Source organism: Xanthomonas indica (assembly GCF_040529045.1).
Lineage (GTDB): Bacteria > Pseudomonadota > Gammaproteobacteria > Xanthomonadales > Xanthomonadaceae > Xanthomonas_A > Xanthomonas_A indica.
In genome coordinates this window covers 290,528-307,015 of record NZ_CP131914.1, presented here as the reverse complement: position 1 = coordinate 307,015, position 16,488 = coordinate 290,528, and the positions used below count along the sequence as shown (strand labels likewise).

The 16,488-nt window shown below is 65.9% G+C and carries 19 protein-coding genes and 1 pseudogene; 4 read left to right on the top strand and 16 right to left on the bottom strand.

What is annotated here, in order from left to right:
* The first annotated feature begins 71 nt into the window (after positions 1–71).
* Entirely contained in the window at positions 72–1,379 is a 1,308-nt protein-coding gene (locus Q7W82_RS01280; protein WP_242159217.1) for an MFS transporter, read from the top strand.
* Between the two features lie 67 nt (positions 1,380–1,446).
* On the opposite strand, the gene acpA is transcribed toward Q7W82_RS01280, so the two are convergent.
* The 15 genes from acpA to Q7W82_RS01205 all read right to left on the bottom strand — a co-directional run bounded on the left by acpA (position 1,447) and on the right by Q7W82_RS01205 (position 11,792).
* On the bottom strand, positions 1,447–3,156 hold the full coding sequence (gene acpA / locus Q7W82_RS01275; protein WP_242159218.1) for an acid phosphatase: 1,710 nt from the start codon (positions 3,154–3,156) through the stop codon (positions 1,447–1,449).
* A gap of 159 nt (positions 3,157–3,315) precedes the next feature.
* The gene (locus tag Q7W82_RS01270; RefSeq protein WP_242159219.1) at positions 3,316–3,603 is read right to left on the bottom strand and encodes a hypothetical protein; all 288 of its coding nucleotides are present in this window, start codon (positions 3,601–3,603) and stop codon (positions 3,316–3,318) included.
* A gap of 33 nt (positions 3,604–3,636) precedes the next feature.
* The gene (locus tag Q7W82_RS01265; protein ID WP_242159277.1) at positions 3,637–4,632 is read right to left on the bottom strand and encodes an AI-2E family transporter; all 996 of its coding nucleotides are present in this window, start codon (positions 4,630–4,632) and stop codon (positions 3,637–3,639) included.
* 270 nt (positions 4,633–4,902) lie between these two features.
* Positions 4,903–5,292, bottom strand: a complete 390-nt coding sequence (locus tag Q7W82_RS01260; protein WP_017907682.1) for a VOC family protein — start codon at positions 5,290–5,292, stop codon at positions 4,903–4,905.
* Entirely contained in the window at positions 5,289–5,627 is a 339-nt protein-coding gene (locus tag Q7W82_RS01255; RefSeq protein WP_242159220.1) for a hypothetical protein, read from the bottom strand. The genes Q7W82_RS01260 and Q7W82_RS01255 overlap by 4 nt, the downstream gene beginning before the upstream one ends.
* 58 nt (positions 5,628–5,685) lie before the next feature.
* Entirely contained in the window at positions 5,686–5,982 is a 297-nt protein-coding gene (locus Q7W82_RS01250; protein WP_242159221.1) for a DUF2695 domain-containing protein, read from the bottom strand.
* Positions 5,983–6,082: 100 nt separating this feature from the next.
* Positions 6,083–6,397, bottom strand: coding sequence for a cyclic-phosphate processing receiver domain-containing protein (locus Q7W82_RS01245; protein ID WP_353949506.1), 315 nt, complete (start codon positions 6,395–6,397; stop codon positions 6,083–6,085).
* A 324-nt stretch (positions 6,398–6,721) separates the two neighbouring features.
* Complete coding sequence (locus Q7W82_RS01240; protein WP_242159222.1) at positions 6,722–7,090, bottom strand: hypothetical protein; 369 nt, start codon at positions 7,088–7,090, stop codon at positions 6,722–6,724.
* A 146-nt stretch (positions 7,091–7,236) separates the two neighbouring features.
* On the bottom strand, positions 7,237–7,539 hold the full coding sequence (locus Q7W82_RS01235) for a hypothetical protein (protein WP_242159223.1): 303 nt from the start codon (positions 7,537–7,539) through the stop codon (positions 7,237–7,239).
* Positions 7,540–7,621: 82 nt separating this feature from the next.
* Positions 7,622–7,858, bottom strand: coding sequence for a DUF1161 domain-containing protein (locus Q7W82_RS01230; RefSeq protein WP_242159224.1), 237 nt, complete (start codon positions 7,856–7,858; stop codon positions 7,622–7,624).
* Positions 7,859–8,076: 218 nt separating this feature from the next.
* A complete protein-coding gene (locus Q7W82_RS01225) occupies positions 8,077–8,616 on the bottom strand; it encodes a hypothetical protein (protein WP_242159278.1) in 540 nt (179 codons plus the stop codon).
* Between the two features lie 54 nt (positions 8,617–8,670).
* Positions 8,671–9,045: a hypothetical protein gene (locus Q7W82_RS01220; RefSeq protein WP_242159225.1), complete on the bottom strand. Its 375-nt coding sequence runs from the start codon at positions 9,043–9,045 to the stop codon at positions 8,671–8,673.
* Between the two features lie 783 nt (positions 9,046–9,828).
* Positions 9,829–10,407 carry a hypothetical protein gene (locus Q7W82_RS01215; protein WP_242159226.1) on the bottom strand — a complete coding sequence of 193 codons (579 nt, stop codon included), beginning with the start codon at positions 10,405–10,407 and terminating at the stop codon, positions 9,829–9,831.
* Positions 10,408–10,869: 462 nt separating this feature from the next.
* A complete protein-coding gene (locus Q7W82_RS01210; protein WP_242159227.1) occupies positions 10,870–11,238 on the bottom strand; it encodes a hypothetical protein in 369 nt (122 codons plus the stop codon).
* 113 nt (positions 11,239–11,351) lie between these two features.
* Complete coding sequence (locus tag Q7W82_RS01205) at positions 11,352–11,792, bottom strand: OmpA family protein (RefSeq protein WP_242159228.1); 441 nt, start codon at positions 11,790–11,792, stop codon at positions 11,352–11,354.
* A gap of 252 nt (positions 11,793–12,044) precedes the next feature.
* Between Q7W82_RS01205 and Q7W82_RS01200 the strand changes: the two are divergent.
* A pseudogene (locus Q7W82_RS01200) lies at positions 12,045–12,226 on the top strand (recombinase XerD); the annotation flags it as partial.
* A gap of 149 nt (positions 12,227–12,375) precedes the next feature.
* Here the strand turns inward: Q7W82_RS01200 and ilvD are convergent.
* Positions 12,376–14,214, bottom strand: a complete 1,839-nt coding sequence (gene ilvD, locus Q7W82_RS01195) for a dihydroxy-acid dehydratase (RefSeq protein WP_242159229.1) — start codon at positions 14,212–14,214, stop codon at positions 12,376–12,378.
* A gap of 301 nt (positions 14,215–14,515) precedes the next feature.
* Here ilvD and Q7W82_RS01190 point away from each other — a divergent pair, with 301 nt between their 5' ends.
* Positions 14,516–15,820 carry a cellulase family glycosylhydrolase gene (locus Q7W82_RS01190; protein ID WP_242159230.1) on the top strand — a complete coding sequence of 435 codons (1,305 nt, stop codon included), beginning with the start codon at positions 14,516–14,518 and terminating at the stop codon, positions 15,818–15,820.
* Positions 15,821–15,922: 102 nt separating this feature from the next.
* The gene (locus tag Q7W82_RS01185) at positions 15,923–16,477 is read left to right on the top strand and encodes a DUF1190 domain-containing protein (RefSeq protein WP_242159231.1); all 555 of its coding nucleotides are present in this window, start codon (positions 15,923–15,925) and stop codon (positions 16,475–16,477) included.
* Positions 16,478–16,488 lie beyond the last annotated feature (11 nt).

The following is a 16,488-nucleotide window of genomic DNA, read 5'->3' as shown; positions in this document are numbered from 1 at the left end:
CACGCGCGCCGCCGCCGATGTCGCACACCATCGCGCGGCGGCGCCTTTTCTTCTCCAGCAGACTTCGATCGATGGCCTCTTCCGCTACGCCCCCAGCCGCCGCCGAGGCCGCGCCGCACGGCGCCGCCGCCGTGTTCCGCGTGGTCACCGGCAACTTCCTCGAGATGTACGACTTCATGGTCTATGGTTTCTATGCCACGGCCATCGGCCATGCGTTCTTCCCGTCGCACAGCGCGTTCGCCTCGCTGATGCTGTCGCTGGCCACGTTCGGCGCCGGTTTCCTGATGCGGCCGATCGGCGCGCTGGTGCTGGGCGGTTACATCGACCGGCACGGCCGCCGAAAGGGCCTGATCCTGACCCTGGGGCTGATGTCGGCCGGCGTGCTGCTGATCGCCTTCGTCCCCGGCTACGGCACCATCGGCATGCTGGCGCCGCTGCTGGTGCTGCTCGGCCGCCTGCTGCAGGGCTTCTCCGCTGGCGCCGAATTGGGCGGCGTATCGGTGTATCTGGCCGAGATCGCCACGCCGGGCCGGCGCGGCTTCTACGTGGCCTGGCAGTCGGCCAGCCAGCAGGTGGCGGTAGTGTTCGCCGCCGCGCTCGGCGTGGCCCTGCATGCGCTGCTGTCCGATAGCGTGATGGACAGCTGGGGGTGGCGCGTGCCGTTCGCCATTGGCAGCCTGATCGTGCCGCTGATCTTCCTGATCCGCCGCTCGCTGCAGGAAACCCCCGAGTTCGCCGCGCGCCAGGCGCCGGACCTGGCCGGCATCGCGCGCTCGCTGCGCGCCAATGTCGGGCTGATCCTGGCCGGCGTGGGCATGGTGATGATGACCACCGTGTCGTTCTACCTGATCACCGCCTACATGCCGACCTACGGCCGCGCCGAATTGCACCTGAGCGAGCTCGACAGCCTGGTGGTGACCGGCTGCATCGGCCTGTCCAACTTCGTGTGGCTGCCGGTGATGGGCGCGCTGAGCGACCGCATCGGCCGCAAGCCGCTGCTGGTGTTCGCCAGCGTGGCCATGTTGCTGACGGTGTGGCCGGCGCTGCAGTGGCTGGTCGATGCGCCTTCGTTCGTGCGGCTGTTGCTGGTCGGCGAGTGGCTGTCGCTGCTGTACGGCGCCTACAACGGTGCGATGGTGGTGGCGCTGACCGAGGTGATGCCGGCGGAGGTACGCACCACCGGCTTCTCGCTGGCCTACAGCCTGGCCACCGCGACGATGGGCGGCTTCACCCCGGCGGTGTCCACCTGGCTGATCCACACCACCCATAGCCGCGCCGCGCCGGCCTTGTGGCTGTCGCTGGCGGCGCTGATCGGCCTGGCCTGCACGCTGCTGTTGTTCCGTCGGCAACGCGGCGCTGGCACGTTCCACGCCGCCTGATCGCGCCACGGCGTGGCGGCGGGGCCGGCCAGCGGCGGGCGACGCGTGTGCCCGCGCTGGCGCGGGCTCAGCCCAGGTCCAGCGCGGCGGTGAGATCGCCCGGCACCACGCCGCTGGCGGCGTGCATCGCGCGTTCGCGCTCGACCAGGCCCGGCAGCGGCTCCAGGCCGAAGCGGCGGGTGATGAAGCGCAGGATCGAGCCGGTGTCGTAGACGCTGTGGTCGACATGGCCGCGCTTGGCATACGGCGACACCACCAGCGCCGGGATGCGTGAGCCGGGGCCCCAGCGGTCGGCCTTGGGCGGCGCCACGTGATCCCACCAGCCACCGTTCTCGTCGAAGGTGATGAACACGACGGTCTTGTCCCACAGCGGGCTGTTGCGCAGCGCGTCCACCACCATCGCGATGTGGCGATCGCCGGCGGCCACGTCGGAGTAGCCGGCGTGCATGTTGAGGTTGCCCTGCGGCTTGTAGAAGGTCACCGGCGGCAGCGTGCCGGCCTGCACGTCGGCGAGGAAGCGGTTCTGCGGGGCGCTGTCGCCCAGGCCGCCGTCGCGCAGGTGGCGTGCCCGCGCCGGCGTGCCGGGGGCGAGGTTGGCGAAGTAGTTGAACGGCTGGTGGTGGATCTGGAAGTTGGGACTGCCCGGGAACTCGCTGGTGTCGCCGGTGTCGCCCTTGCCCTGCACCGCCAGCCCCCAGCCGCCAGCGTACCAGGCCCAGTCCACGCCCTTGGCGTCGAGCGCGTCGCCGATGTGGCGGTGGGTCTGCGGCGGCAGCGTGTTGGGGCTGTTGGGGTCGGCGTAGTCCGGGCGCGCCGGGTCCTGGCTGGTGCTGGGCTGGAACGGCGGGCTCAGGGTGTTGATCGCCCAGAAATCCGGGGTCAGCGCGCCGTTGCGCACGAAGCGCGGGCGGCCGTTGAGCGCGGTGCCCGGCGAATCGTCCTGCACCGCCAGGCGGATCTCGTCGGGACGGTCGCTGGCCAGCACGCTGATCTGCGTCCGTGCCGGGCTGCTGTCGGCCTTGGGGTAGTACGGCGCCTGCGCGGCGATCAGGTACTGGTGGTTGAGGAACGAGCCGCCGAACGCGCCCATGAAGAAGTTGTCGCAGAGCGTGTACTCGCGGGCCAGGCTCCACAGCCGCAGCGTGGCCGGCGCATCGCCGTAGTGGCCCATCACCAGCCCGCCGGCGTCGCTCCACGCGGCGAAGCCGTCGTTGCGGCCGCCGTTGATCTGCATCTGGTTCTCGTAGAAGCGATGCACCAGGTCGCGGGTCACGATGCCGTGCGGCAGCAGTTGGCCGTCGGGCGTGCGCAGCGCGAACGGCGCATTGGGCAGCGGCCCGATCGCGTCCTCGCCAATCTTGTAGCGGCGATGCGCCACCACCTGTTCGTCCGGCGCCAGGCCGCCCCAGATCGGCGGCAGGATGTCGAGCACGCTGCCGTCGCGGTCCAGCTGCCGCGCCTGTGCCGGCGTCACCTTGGACAGCGGCTGCTGCAGCCCGGGGAACTCCGGGAACAGGTTGTTGAAGCTGCGGTTCTCGGCGTAGATCACCACCACGTGCTCGATCTTCTGCCGCAGTTGCCGATCCAGCGCCGTCGCCGACAGCGCACGCGCGGGCGCGCGCTTGGCGGTCGCGGCCTGGGCCTCGGCGGGGCCGCCAAGCGCCAGGGCGCTGCCGGCCAGGGCCAGGCCACCGAGCAGGCGCCGGCGTTGCGGGTTTTCGGGAGTGGTGTCGGTGTCGGCGGTGGTGGACGCGGGATCCTGAGGCGGCTTCTTCACGGTGTCATCGGGCGAGGGAAAGGCACCCGCCAGTGTGGGCCGCGTGAATGACAAGTCAAAGCGAGCCGGTCCCAGTGCCGGACTCGCGTTCAGCGGCCGTATCGCGGGAGCGACCCGGCGCGGATGTCGAGATGGATCGAGCGCGGCGCTCGCTTCGGTTCAGCGAGCGGGATGGACCCCAAAGCCCTGTTCGCACAGCGCGGCGTACCGTCCCGAATCGTCGCGCGCCGCCGCCCCATTGGCGATGGTCGCGCTCGGCGCCGGGCCGAGCGGCGCCTCGCCCAGGCACACGGCCAGCGCCGTCAGACACGTCTGGAACCGGTGCTGCATGTCGGCGATCTGCCCGGCGTCGTGCCCGAGCCAGGCGTGGCCCCTGTCGTCGTGCGCGGCGGCACCGTGCAAGGTGTCGGCCAGGTCGCGCTGCGGATCCTGCGGGCCGGTCGACATCATGGGGTGCCGGACGGGATGCGGCAGCGCCGGTCAGGCGGGCTTTCCGGCCCCGTCCGCCCCTTCGGCATCGCCCAGCGCATGTTGCACGTACAGGCGCTTGACCAGCACGTAGAGCACCACGGTGAGCGGCGCCGCCAGCACCACGCCCATCGGCCCGAACAGCACGCCGATGCCGAACAGCGAGAACAGCAGCAACGCCGGCGGCAGGTCGACCGCACGTGCCTGGATCAACGGCTGCAGCACGTGGCCCTCGAGTTGCTGCAGCACCACGAACAGCAGCAGCGCGCCCAGCGCCACCTGCGGGCTGACGGTGAAACCCAGCAGGATCGCCGGGATCGCGGCCACGATCGGGCCGACGATGGGGATGAAGTCCAGCAGCGCGGTCAACAGGCCGATGCCCAGCGCCACCGGCACGCCCAGCAACCACAGGCCGATGCCGGTCAGGGTGCCGATCACCGCCATCGCCAGCAATTGCCCGGTCAACCACGCACGCAGCGCCTGGCCGCTGGCGGTCAGCGCCTCGTCGGCGACGCCGCGACGGTCGCGCGGCAGCAGGTGCAGCAGGCCCTGCCGATACAGCGTCGGCTGCGCGGCCAGGTACAGCCCGCCGACCATCATCAGCACCGCGTCGGTGACGCCGCCACCGGCCGACAGCACGATCGCGCCGGCGTGCGTGGCCAGGGTCGAGGCGCCGTCGCGCAACTGGTCGGGGATGCGCTCGATCTGCGGCCCCAGCGGGCCGGACTGCAGCCACGCATGGAACTTGTTCCAGGCTGCCGGCAAGGTCGCGCGGAAGGTGTCGATCTGCGCGGCGACCTCGGCGCCGAACAGCAGCACGATGGCCGACAACGCCAGCACCAGCACCAGGATCACCAGCGCCAGCGCCGCCCACTCCGGCAGCGGCAACCACTTGCGCAACAGCGTGGCCAGCCCGTGCAGCAGCACGCCCACCACCACCGCGCCGAACACGATCAGCAGCAGCTCCGACAATTGCCAGGCCAGCAGCGCCAGCGCGCCCAGCGCCATGACGACCAGGACCCGCGCCGTGAACGCGCGCAGGGGCGAGGGGGAATTCGGGAGCGAGGCATTCATCGGTGGCGCGGATCCCGATCAGGTCAATGAGCGCGGACAGTAGTGGCAGGGCGGTGCAGGGCGAGCGAAGATCGCGCACCGCCCGTCGGCAGCGCCTGCCCACCGGTCGGCGCGGGGGCGATGCCGGCGCGTGGGGTGGTTTCGACGCTCGTTGGTCGGGCGTGCGCTGCTACCGGTCGACCAACCGACCGGCCGAGGCCAGCGCTACTGGCCGGCGGGCGGCTGCCAGAGCTCCACCTTGTTGCCTTCCGGGTCGATGACCCAGGCGAAGGCGCCGTATTCGGATTCGTCGATGCGGTCCAGCACGTGGCAGCCTTCCTCGCGCAGCGCCGCGACCAGGGCGTGCAGATCGTGCACCCGGTAATTGATCATGAAAGGGGCTGTGCCGGGCGAGAAGTGCGGCTCCTGCGCCGCCGCGCCGATCGACCAGACGGTGGACCCGGTCACCGGTGCGCCGCTGCCGTCGTTCCAGGCGAAGGCAGTGCCGCCCCAGGCTTGTACATCGATGCCGAGGTGCCGCTGGTACCAGGCCTGCAGTGCGGCCGGATCCTGCGCCTTGAAGAAGATGCCGCCGATCCCGGTGACGCGTTTCATGGAGCCTCCGCTGGTCCGATGGTGGGCTGGCCGGGCAGTGGCTCGTACCCGTCGCCGCGGCCGCTCAGCCAGCGCAGTCTACGCTTGCCGGCCTCGCCGAGGTACGCCGCGGCGGCCAGGAGCAGGGGATGCCGCAGATCCGCATTGGTCATCGTCCGCGCGCGTCCGCCCACCTCGATGCTCAGGAAATGCGCCTGGTCCGCCTCGTCGTCGTAGCTGCGCGCCAGCAACTGGTTGTGGCCGTCGCTGAAGCGATAGAGGGTGTAGGCATAGTAGTAGCCGTCCGCGTCGTCCGGCTCGCTGGCGTCCACGTGGTGGGTGATGTCGACGTGCATATGGGGAGATTTCTGTGGCCGCCGTGTGGTCAGGCCGTACTGGAGACCACGTCCACCTTCACTGCTTACCCCAGCGTTCCTCGACATTGAAAAGCACTTCGCAATCGCAGAAGCCGCCGTGCGCACCGAGCCAGGGGATGACTGACGCCGGCGGAACATCACGGGAGGCGAGAAACTGGGTGGTGAGTCGCAAGGAATGATCGCAGCCGTCGGCGAGCGCTTCATTCAAGTAATCGAACAAGGCCCAGAGCGTTTCCTTGGGGAGAGGAAGGGCGGCTTCTTCAAGTGGACGCTTTTCGTCCTCTGCCGCCTCGCGGATGGCTTTGCGACGTTGAGCTTCCGGATCCTTTGTCATTGTGGCTGTCGCTGGTAGAAAACGAGGATATGGCGTGAAGAATCAGCAAGTGCGAAGCGCGCCGCGCAATGCGCAGGCGATCAGTCGCATGTCAGTCGCATCACGGTGGAGCCACGTGCCCACGCTCCGCCGCCATCCGCTCGATCGCCTCGATCCCAAGACGCATCTTATCTCCCGCGGAAGTGTTTGCAGAATGGACGTGCATCCTCGGCGGAACGAAGGACCGAAGTGCCACTGCCTCCTCGATCCAGAGCACTACGTCATACCCGGTTCCGCGTGCATCGTCGCCTAGATCGTGGTCCAGGCTGAGTTCCTGTACATTCCCGGTTTGGAGCAGTGCGATGACATCGTCCGGCCAATAGGCCCTTGTCCATCCCGTGGGTGTCTCTCGCTCGTCGTCCAGAAATACACGCATGGCAATCGGCACCTGCTTTCGGATCGGGGGGTCTGCCCATCGACCCGTACGCGACGAACCTACTACAGTCCAAGGAGCGGCGCGACCTCGCACGCCGCGAGACAAGGGCGAAGCGGCGCGCCGCATCAACCGGCGAGCGGCGTGGGCGGCAAGGCCTGTCACGGATGGTTCCGCGCAGTTCCGTCGCCGCCGGCCCCATCGCCACGAAATTCAGCACATCCGTGGCCGCTTATGCCGGAACACAAGGCCTTCCGGCGCGAATTAGCGCCGGCGGATCGCATCGTGTGCCGTAGCCGGCGGCAGTGCGGTTATCGATCGGATACATCACACCTTCAGGCGTGCAAGGGCGATGATGTGCCTGGCCTTTTCGTCACCAAGCGCGCCTACTTCCACTTCTTGAATGATGCCGCGACGCAAAAGGCCGGCGAAGACGAGGATGAGCTGAGAATAGCGGTAGTCGTATGTCCGAGCGATTTCGCGCTCCCTTTTTACGGCTTGGTCGATCAGGGGCCATAGAGCGTCCGGCGTGTCGATGCTTGCGGCACTGCGTTTAAACTCTTGGAGATAGGCCTGGAGTTCGCGTTGAAGCGCCGTGTCGAACAGTGCTCTGGCTGCCTTTTTCTCGGAAGCGCTCCAGGTCATGTCATGCATGGCGGCTTTCTCTTTCCGGGGACCCAGCTTGTTGTGGATCATGCCAGAGCGGGACCGCATGCGATAAGGAGTGGCTTGCGCCGGCGATGCCGGTCGGGTGCATCAGTCGATTACTGGGTGTGGCTTATGCACTGCTGTTGGCACGAGCGGCAATGCTGCCTTGATTTCCAGGTAGAACGCCCAGGAAGTCAGTCGCGCTGGTTCCAGGCCTTGATCGCCAGGGTGACGCGCTGGCGCGTCTCGGCATCCGCTTTGCGAACCAGATACGGCGACCGATTGCCCAACACTCCCGGCGCGGTCGACTGCACGCGCTCGGCGAGCTGCGCGATGAAATCACGCCCGAGCGCGCGGAATTGCTCTACTTCCTGGGCAATCAGCGCCATGGTCCATGTATAACCGACCGGGCCATGGCTGCAGTTGACGTCGAGCAGCAGCGTCTCTCCGTCGCGCAGCAGGAACCACGCGTGCGGTTCGTGGTCCACTACCTGCATGGCGCGCTCCTGTGATGCGCGAGGACGACGCTTTGCGCAGGGTCGCACCACGTTGCTTGCATGACGTGACCGCGCATGCCCATTAGGTTGACGGCTTGTTCTTGCTGTACACGATCTTCTTGCTTCCCGCCGCACAACTGCCGATGACCTTGCGATCCTTGATGTCGGCGTTGTCGACGATCTCCAGCGTGTAGTCCTTGACGCCGTGGGCGTCGAGTTTCGCGGTGAGCTCGGCCTTCAACTCTTCGCAGTATCTGCCGGCTGCCAAAACAGGAGAAGAAACAACGGCGAGCAGGAGGAACACGATGGCCTGTTTCATGGTCGTACCAATGTCGAGGAGAGGGACGGGGCTCTGAGAAAGACGGCGACCGGTGCGGCGGGCTTTGGGAATGGAGCCGATCGGTCCGACCACCGGAGGGCACCCGGCAGTCGAGCCGAGTGTAGCAAGTGGCCGACCGCGTCAAGCACCACGACCGTCGCACGCCGCCGACACCGGCAAGAAAAGTGCAAGCGACGCCGCGTTCTGGACGCTTCACATCAGGGGTCGACCCAGACGCCCGCGTCGTACATCAGCCGCATGGTGTAGTTGAGCTGCAACGTCTGGTTGGGGCCACAGGCGATCTCCGTGGCCTTTTCCGAGGTTTCCGGCGGTAAGACCAGGATCGACGAACCCGATCTGAGCGGGTCGAACAGGCTGTACCGGTAGCCGGCATTGCTGAATTCGATCGAGGCGTTACCGTTCGGGAACGTGTTGTAGGTGAACAGCCCCGCCGGCGATGTCTTCGCCGCCGGATATTGCAGGACCAGCTTGCCCGCCTCCGATGCCCGGTACTGCAGGTAGCCACCCGTCCGGTTCACCACTTTCGACGAACACAGCGAAAACATCCGCTTGCGCGTTTGGCACGTCCATAGTGTGAGCTCCGCTTTGTCGCATAGCGGGCTGTGTTGGTATTCGCTCTCTGAGTCCTTCAGCGTCGCCCGGGTGATGGACGGAAGCGGTTCGGATGCTCGCGCTGCTGCAGGTAAAAGGCCTACCGAGCAGGCTGCCATGACGATTTTCATCCATATCTTCATCATCTTTTTCACCTGATCATGTTCCTGGCGGGAGGCGGGTGCATGCGATGGCTGCAGCTATTGCAGCCTGCGTTGATCGGCAGAGCGCCGAAACAGCCAGCCAATGAGCAAGCCGCAGCCTGTGGAAGCGAGCAACTGCAGCCATTCCAGAATGACGAACATGGTCGGCACATCCCCTAGGTCTGGTGGCAACAACGCCGCGACTACATCTGCTACGGCGGCGTAGACGACCAGGACAAGGCAGGCATGCGCAAGGTGGTGTTGCGCCACACGCAGTGCGAGGTGCACGAAAAGCGTGGCGCACAGCAGGAAGGAGAGGAGGGTCCAGGCATTGACCAGTCCTCCGAGGTCGAAGAGGCCACTCAAAAAGCCAACGCCGCAATGGAAAAGGAACAGCAGCGCGGCATAGGCAAGGATCGCTTTCCAGTTCATGCGGGCGTGTGCGAGGTGCGTATTGAAAGCGGGGCTCAGCGCCTGTCCGCCGCAGCGCGCTGGACGATCGGCACGTCTTCCGCATCGATCACAACTACCTCAACTGGACTTTTGCGGTTGGGAAATGCAATGGGCGAATGGTAGGTGACCACGTAGGTGAAAGTAAGCGGATGGCCTCAGGACAGCCCGCTTGACTGCTGAACTGGGTGGGGATGAACGCTTGAAAAGATGAACTACTCGTGGCAGTACTCATTTTCGTGCAGCCATGGACTCAATTGGCCATCTCCCTCGCCCGTAGTCGTCCCGCGTAGGGTGCAACGATCGAGAGGACGAGACAAAGGGCTAGCCATACCCAAGGAGACTCCAGCTCTTGGAGGTTGCCAATGACTTGAACGTTGTTTGGCCCATCTTTGCGATACAGAACCGGAAGCCCCTGATCTGAAGATGCCTGCTTGTACTGGTCAGACTTTAGGTGCGCGTGAGAACTAAGAGTCTCACCAGACTCAAGTTTCAGGAGAACCGCGTGGCCGTACTTTCGCTGATCTGATGCCACTTTTATTTCATCCTGCGGGCTGTCGCCTACGGGTTGGGGCAAGAGGATCAGCCTGGCGGGTGCAGACGACAGGCGGTATTGGAACCAAGGCACTACGTTGCTGACAAACACAACGAATGTCGAAGCGGCCATCAGGTACAGCACGACAACAAACAATAGACGTTGGAATCTCATGTCGAAGATTGGGTCAAGTGGCGCGTATGCTGGGATCAGTGAGGCATGTCGTCGGATCAAGCCGCGCTGCGAAGCGGCGTCGGGTCGAGCGTATTGTTAGAACGCACCCACTTTCGATGCTGCGCGAAGGCCGCGGCGCCAAACGCGAGCTCGATGACCGCCCCCACGGCAGCCGCGAAGACCGTGGGTGCGCGACACAAGGCCAAGATAATTGCGCTTGCAGCGAGCGCCAGACCCAACGCCCAGTAGAGCCGCATGCCATAGACAGATGCAAACACGAGGTAGCGGCCCCCGATGACGAGCAACATGCCCAAGAAGAACCAAGCAGGTTTACCGAGTCCGTACGCGAGCGGCAGGCTGAAGATGAGCCAGAACGTGCTCGCTCCGGCAAGTTGACCGAGCGGATTGCCTTTACTGTGTGCGCCAGAGGCTCCAAGAAGCTTGCACAGCAGCACGCTGACCGGGTAGATCAACATGCCGCCAATAAGCAGCGCCCAGATAGCGCGCTCCGGCGAGACGAACGCCGTAAAAGCAGTGGCGACTGCCCACGCCGTCGCCGAGGCCACAATTCCAGTGCTTCCGCTCAAGTAGCCGCGACGCATGTCCCACTGCGCGTCTCTGATCGTCATTTCCATCGAGCCCCTTCTCGCTGTTGTGTGTGCTAATGCCTGAGTTGCGCCGCGTTGCGAAGCGGCGTCGGCTTGAACGAATGGTTAAACGGCGCTGCCAGGCGGTGGTAAGGCATGGACCGTGCTCCCCAGCACTGCCGCCGAGCGCCGAGCATGCCATAGATCGTAGCCTTGGGGCTCACCCGAGGCGCTGGCTGCTGGATGTGACCGAAGCTCAAGGTAATGAGCGCAGCGGGGCAACGACGCCGGACGACGAAGCAGCGGGCGATCCGATGACGGGAGACGTGAGGACTGCGCGCCGGAGCCAACCGTGAGGCGCCAGCGCTGTTGCCGAAGGTGGAAGCCGCGCCGCACGTACAGCACTGCCGCCTAACACCTGAGTTAAGCCGCGTCGCAAAGCGGCGCCGGCTTGAATAGCTTGTTAGGCGCCAACCCGACCACCATGCCACGTGTCCAGGAGCTCATTTGTTAGGCGGTCTTTTCTGGGGCCGAACCAGGCCCGGCATCCAAACCGGATGGGTCCGACCCAAGCAGGTCCTCAAACAGCATGGCTGCGTCATCTGGTTTGATCCCTGGATCCGCCATTTTATAGAGCGTGTCGAACACGGCCTCATAGGATGCCATGCGATAGATGAGGGACAGGTCGCGCCTCGATGCTCCCAAAGAAAGCAATCGTTCCAGGACAGGGCCGGCGTCCCCGAATGGACCATCGGGCTGCTGCTGCGATGTATTGATTGCATTGTCGATCCAGACTTCCTGCATTGGCGAATTGATGATTTCGCTCCACAGTAAATCTAGGAATTCTTCGCGGCTTGGGTACTCTTCTGAATCATCCATGTTGTAGTGGTCTTGTATGCCTAGGAGTGAGTTTTGTATCTAACACCTGAGTTAAGCTGCGCCGCGAAGCGGCGTCGGCTTGAATGAATTGTTGGGTGCCATGCTGGAGCACTTTACGGCTCAATGTCCACGTTTAGCTCGGCGCGCTGATTGAGCGAGTTCTCCTCCCGTTCGCCAGCGATCGGGCGAGTGGACCCGTACTCGGTTAGAGCAATGACACAAAGCGGATCTACGCCAGCGGCTAGCAGGAACTTGTATAGGAGAAGCGCTCGACGTTGGGCGAGATAGCGGCACTCTTGCCCGGAACACTCATACTGATCCGTATGGCCCGCAATCTCGAACCTGACGTCCGGGTGGCGCTTGATTAGCTCGACAGAGCGATTCAAGTTGGCAATTTGGTCTGCCCCAGTTGCAGCCTCGTCGATCGTCTCACCTTTGATGGGATGGCCGGCCTTGAAGAAAGCACCATACAGGTCGAGTGAACAACTGCATGCAGCGGCGGAATATCCACCGAGCAGAGCTGTCGATAGCAGGATTGAGAGGAGCTTGGACATGGCACCTAAGGCTGGAGTTAAGCGGCGCGCGGTACGCGCGTCCGCCTTGAACGAGTGGTTAGGCACATTGCTAACTGCCTTGCCCGGAGACACTCAGAACCTCTCGCCCAAAAGCGGTGATGCCCCAAGTATCCAGCAACGCCAGACGTCTGCAAAGCGGGAAATTCCCACCCTGCATCAATGACTTGCCTGATGGTGGCCGCGGCTCCGTGCGCCAATGCTGGCTACGTTATCCGACGTTCGAGCTGGCGTATGAGTTACACCCATGACGATGAAGGCGTAACGGCGCATCAACCGCCGAGGTTGCTGGAGCAGGTGCGGGCCGGTTGCGACTTCGGCATGACAGCCTGCGTACCGAGCAAATGTCTGTTGGCTGGATGGGACGCTTCATCCTGGTCAATGGTGAGCGGCATTCAGCGCGGAAGGGGCAGGCCGCGCAGATCCTCCGCATGTGCCGTGGTGTCCAGAAAAGCAGCATAGCCGTGGGCGTTTGCGGTCACGCGTCGGGACTGAAGTCCCTCCCACAATGCAGTACCTGGACGCCATGAAGACCGCGGCAATCCGCGGCCATCATGACAACGCTTCACCCATCCAGCAGCGCCTTGTCGCGCACCGCCCCCTTGTCCGCACTGGTCGCCAGCAGCGCATACGCCTTCAGCGCCGTACTGACCTTGCGCGGGCGCGGCTCAGCCGGCTTCCAGCCGCGGGCGTCCTGGTCGGCGCGACGCGTGGCCAGTTCCGCGTCGGAGACCAGCAGGTCGATGCGGCGCTGGGGGATGTCGATGCGGATGCGGTCGCCGTCGCGGACCAGGCCGATGGCGCCGCCGGCCGCCGCTTCCGGCGAGGCGTGGCCGATCGACAGGCCGGAGGTGCCGCCGGAGAAGCGGCCGTCGGTGAGCAGGGCGCATTGCTTGCCCAGGCCCTTGGACTTCAGGTACGAGGTCGGGTACAGCATTTCCTGCATGCCGGGGCCGCCCTTGGGGCCTTCGTAGCGGATCACCACCACGTCGCCGGCCTTCACCTCGTCGGCGAGGATGCCCTTGACCGCGGCGTCCTGGCTCTCGAATACCTTGGCGTTGCCCTCGAACACGTGGATGGATTCGTCCACGCCTGCGGTCTTCACCACGCAGCCGTCCTCGGCGATGTTGCCGTACAGCACCGCCAGGCCGCCTTCCTGCGAGTAGGCGTGGGCGACGTCGCGGATGCAGCCGGTGGCGCGGTCGGCGTCCAGGCTCGGCCAGCGCGTGGCCTGGCTGAAGGCGACCTGGGTGGGGATGCCGGCCGGCCCGGCCTGGTAGAAGGTCTGCACGGCGGGGTCGTCGCTCTGGGTGATGTCCCACTGCGCGATGGCCTCGGCCAGGCTGCGGCTGTGCACGGTGGCCTGGTCGGTGTGCAGCAGGCCGCCGCGGGCCAGTTCGCCGAGGATGGCGACGATGCCGCCGGCGCGGTGCACGTCCTCGATGTGGTACTTCTGCGTGTTCGGCGCCACCTTGCACAGCTGCGGCACGCGCTTGGACAGGCGGTCGATGTCGCGCAGGGTGAACGGCACGTCGGCTTCCTGCGCGGCGGCGAGCAGGTGCAGGATGGTGTTGGTGGAACCGCCCATCGCGATGTCCAGGGTCATCGCGTTCTCGAAGGCTTCGAAGGTGGCGATGCCACGCGGCAGCGCGCGCGGGTCTTCGGCGCCGTACCAGCGGTGGCACAGTTCCACCGCGGTGCGGCCGGCCTTGAGGAACAGTTGCTCGCGGTCGGCGTGGGTGGCGACCACGGTGCCGTTGCCGGGCAGGGCCAGGCCCAGCGCTTCGGTCAGGCAGTTCATCGAGTTGGCGGTGAACATGCCCGAGCAGGAGCCGCAGGTGGGACAGGCACTGCGCTCGAATGCGGCGACCTTCTCGTCGGAGGCGGTGGGATCGGCGGCGATCACCATCGCGTCGATCAGGTCCAGGTTGTGGTCGGCGAGCTTGGTCTTGCCGGCTTCCATCGGCCCACCGGAGACGAACACGGTGGGGATGTTGAGGCGCAGCGCGGCCATCAGCATGCCGGGGGTGATCTTGTCGCAGTTGGAGATGCACACCAGCGCGTCGGCGCAGTGCGCGTTGACCATGTATTCCACCGAGTCGGCGATGATCTCGCGGCTGGGCAGCGAATACAGCATGCCGTCGTGGCCCATGGCGATGCCGTCGTCCACGGCGATGGTGTCGAACTCCTTGGCCACGCCGCCGACGCGCTCGATCTCGCGCGCGACCAGCTGCCCGAGATCCTTCAGGTGCACGTGGCCGGGCACGAACTGGGTGAAGGAATTGGCGATGGCGATGATCGGCTTGTGGAAGTCGGCGTCCTGCATGCCGGTGGCGCGCCACAGTGCGCGGGCGCCGGCCATGTTGCGGCCGTGGGTCGAGGTCTTGGAGCGATAGTCAGGCATGGGAGCAGCGAACGTGCGGGCGGGGAGGCTGGCGATGGTGGCGCGATCGGATCGTTGCTGCTGCAACCGTCCTGGCGGCCACCGGGTGGGCCGATCACGTTAGCACGCAGGCCGGCGCCGCCGCGCGCCGGCCAGGACTGCGAAACGGGTCGCAGAACCGCCCGCCGCCGCTTGGCAGACTGCGGGGGCCGGTGCGTCAGGGGGCGTAGGCCCGGCTCGCCCATCATGACCACAGGAGGTGTCCATGCCCCGGCATGTGCGTTCGTCGTCTTCCGCTGTTTCCTCCCCCACTCCATCCCTTATGACCGCCCCAGCCGATCCGGGCCGCCGCAGCGTGCTGCGCGCCGGTGTCGGCATTGCCGCCGGCGCCGCGCTGTGGGGCCTCGGCGGCCAGGCCCGTGCCGCCGGCACGCTGCCGTTCGCCGGCCTCAACCTGTCCGGGCTGGCGTCCAACAACTTCGTGGACAACGCCATCATCGACCGGCACTACCGCGACATCCGCGACCAGCACATCGCCGCCGCCGGTGCCTGTCCGCTGTTCCGCCTGCCCACCACCGCCGCACGCTTCAGCACCGGCCAGGGCATGCCGCTCAACGCCACGTATTGCGACCAGGTCGAGCAGGTGCTGAATCGGCTCGCGCAGCGCGGCAAGGTGGCGATCCTGGAGTTGCACGACTACATGCGCCTGCCGATCAAGGTGGCGAGCAAGTCCGGTTACCGGCGCGACGGGTCCGGGCAGTTGATCGGGCCGGATGGGCGCGCGGTCACCGACCCCGCCGACCAATCGGTGTGGAACGGGACCTACCGCAAGGGCAATTTCCTTTACCTGGCCTATTTTGATCCGGCCGACAACCTGCTCAAGCTGTACGAGTACCGCGTGATCGGCACGCCGGGCTGCACGCTGTACAACGCCGCCGGCCTGCCGGATCTGTGGAGCCGCATCGTGCAGCGCTTCCGTTCGCATCCGGCGATCTTCGGCTGGGGCCTGATGAACGAGCCCTACGAGGGGCCGGAGTACAACGCCGACGGCAGCAAGCTGGTGATGGCCGACCACTGGCTGCGCACCGCCACCGCCACCGCGGCGCGCATCTTCGATTTCGACCGGTCGCATTACGTGTTCGTCTGCGGCAACGAATACGCCAGCGCCCGCCGGTGGAAAGAGGCGTCGAACAACCTGGACACGATCCCCGACCCGTACGACCGCATCGTCTACGAGGCGCACAATTACCTTGACAACCAGGGCCAAGGCGGCGGCGCCTGGGCCAATCCCAATGAATCCGTTGCGCCGGATACCGGCATCGAGATGGTCACGCCGTTCATCGATTGGCTGGCACACCGAGGCAAGCGCGGCTTTCTCGGCGAGCATGGCTATCCGGCCGGCAACGCCAGCGCGGAATTGGCGACCAAGCGCATGCTCGCGCACCTGCAGGCCAACAACATCCCCAGCACGCAATGGTGCTTCGGGCCCGGCTGGCCGGACAACGACGTGCTGGGCATGAGCCGTGACGTCGGCATGGACATCCAGGTCAAGTCCAACATCGCCGCGGTGCAGCCGTACTTCGACGCGCGCCTGTCCAGCTACGTGCCGCCGCCGCCGACGAGCTGACGCGTCGCGACTGCGTCAGCAGCGACGTCCAACCGCCGGCCGCGGGTTTCCGCGGCCGGCGGAACCGGGCATCATCGTGGCTGGACTCAGGAAGACGTTGCCATGAAAAGGTCGAAGACGACCGCACTGTTGCTGATGAGCGCCGCGCCGCTGTTGTTCACCGCCTGCGGGCGCGAGCCGGAAACCAAGGCCCAGGAAGGCCTGTACACCTCGGTGGATGCCTGCGTGGCGCAGACCCACGACATCGCCACCTGCCGCGAGGCCTTCGCGCAGGCGCAGAAGCAGGCGGCCGAGCAGGGGCCCAAGTACGCCAGCCGCGAGCAGTGCGCGCAGGACTATGCGCAAGATCGCTGCGTGGAGCAGCGCGACAGCCATGGTCATTCCTTCATCGGGCCGATGATGACCGGCTTTTTCCTGTCGCAGATGCTCAACAACAACCGTGCCGCCGGATTCAATGCGGCCCCCGCCTACCAGGACCGGCAGAACCAGTGGCAGCGGCCGGCATCCTATTCCGGCGGCGCCGGTGCGGTGAGCAGCGCCACGATGCTGCGCGGCAACCAGACCATGACCCATATCGGCGCCACGCCGAACCGGGCGGTCACCGTCAGCCGCGGCGGTTTCGGCGAATCCGGCGGTGGGCGCGGCTTCGGCAGCTGAGCTCGGCTTTC

Coding starts and splice junctions, on each gene's coding strand:
- Q7W82_RS01280 (WP_242159217.1), top strand. CDS start 72: ATGGCCTCTTCCGCTACGCCCCCAGCCGCCGCCGAGGCCGCGCCGCAC.
- Q7W82_RS01270 (WP_242159219.1), bottom strand. CDS start 3,603: ATGTCGACCGGCCCGCAGGATCCGCAGCGCGACCTGGCCGACACCTTG.
- Q7W82_RS01265 (WP_242159277.1), bottom strand. CDS start 4,632: ATGGCGCTGGGCGCGCTGGCGCTGCTGGCCTGGCAATTGTCGGAGCTG.
- Q7W82_RS01260 (WP_017907682.1), bottom strand. CDS start 5,292: ATGAAACGCGTCACCGGGATCGGCGGCATCTTCTTCAAGGCGCAGGAT.
- Q7W82_RS01255 (WP_242159220.1), bottom strand. CDS start 5,627: ATGCACGTCGACATCACCCACCACGTGGACGCCAGCGAGCCGGACGAC.
- Q7W82_RS01250 (WP_242159221.1), bottom strand. CDS start 5,982: ATGACAAAGGATCCGGAAGCTCAACGTCGCAAAGCCATCCGCGAGGCG.
- Q7W82_RS01245 (WP_353949506.1), bottom strand. CDS start 6,397: ATGCGTGTATTTCTGGACGACGAGCGAGAGACACCCACGGGATGGACA.
- Q7W82_RS01240 (WP_242159222.1), bottom strand. CDS start 7,090: ATGATCCACAACAAGCTGGGTCCCCGGAAAGAGAAAGCCGCCATGCAT.
- Q7W82_RS01235 (WP_242159223.1), bottom strand. CDS start 7,539: ATGCAGGTAGTGGACCACGAACCGCACGCGTGGTTCCTGCTGCGCGAC.
- Q7W82_RS01230 (WP_242159224.1), bottom strand. CDS start 7,858: ATGAAACAGGCCATCGTGTTCCTCCTGCTCGCCGTTGTTTCTTCTCCT.
- Q7W82_RS01225 (WP_242159278.1), bottom strand. CDS start 8,616: ATGATGAAGATATGGATGAAAATCGTCATGGCAGCCTGCTCGGTAGGC.
- Q7W82_RS01220 (WP_242159225.1), bottom strand. CDS start 9,045: ATGAACTGGAAAGCGATCCTTGCCTATGCCGCGCTGCTGTTCCTTTTC.
- Q7W82_RS01215 (WP_242159226.1), bottom strand. CDS start 10,407: ATGGAAATGACGATCAGAGACGCGCAGTGGGACATGCGTCGCGGCTAC.
- Q7W82_RS01210 (WP_242159227.1), bottom strand. CDS start 11,238: ATGGATGATTCAGAAGAGTACCCAAGCCGCGAAGAATTCCTAGATTTA.
- Q7W82_RS01205 (WP_242159228.1), bottom strand. CDS start 11,792: ATGTCCAAGCTCCTCTCAATCCTGCTATCGACAGCTCTGCTCGGTGGA.
- ilvD (WP_242159229.1), bottom strand. CDS start 14,214: ATGCCTGACTATCGCTCCAAGACCTCGACCCACGGCCGCAACATGGCC.
- Q7W82_RS01190 (WP_242159230.1), top strand. CDS start 14,516: ATGACCGCCCCAGCCGATCCGGGCCGCCGCAGCGTGCTGCGCGCCGGT.
- Q7W82_RS01185 (WP_242159231.1), top strand. CDS start 15,923: ATGAAAAGGTCGAAGACGACCGCACTGTTGCTGATGAGCGCCGCGCCG.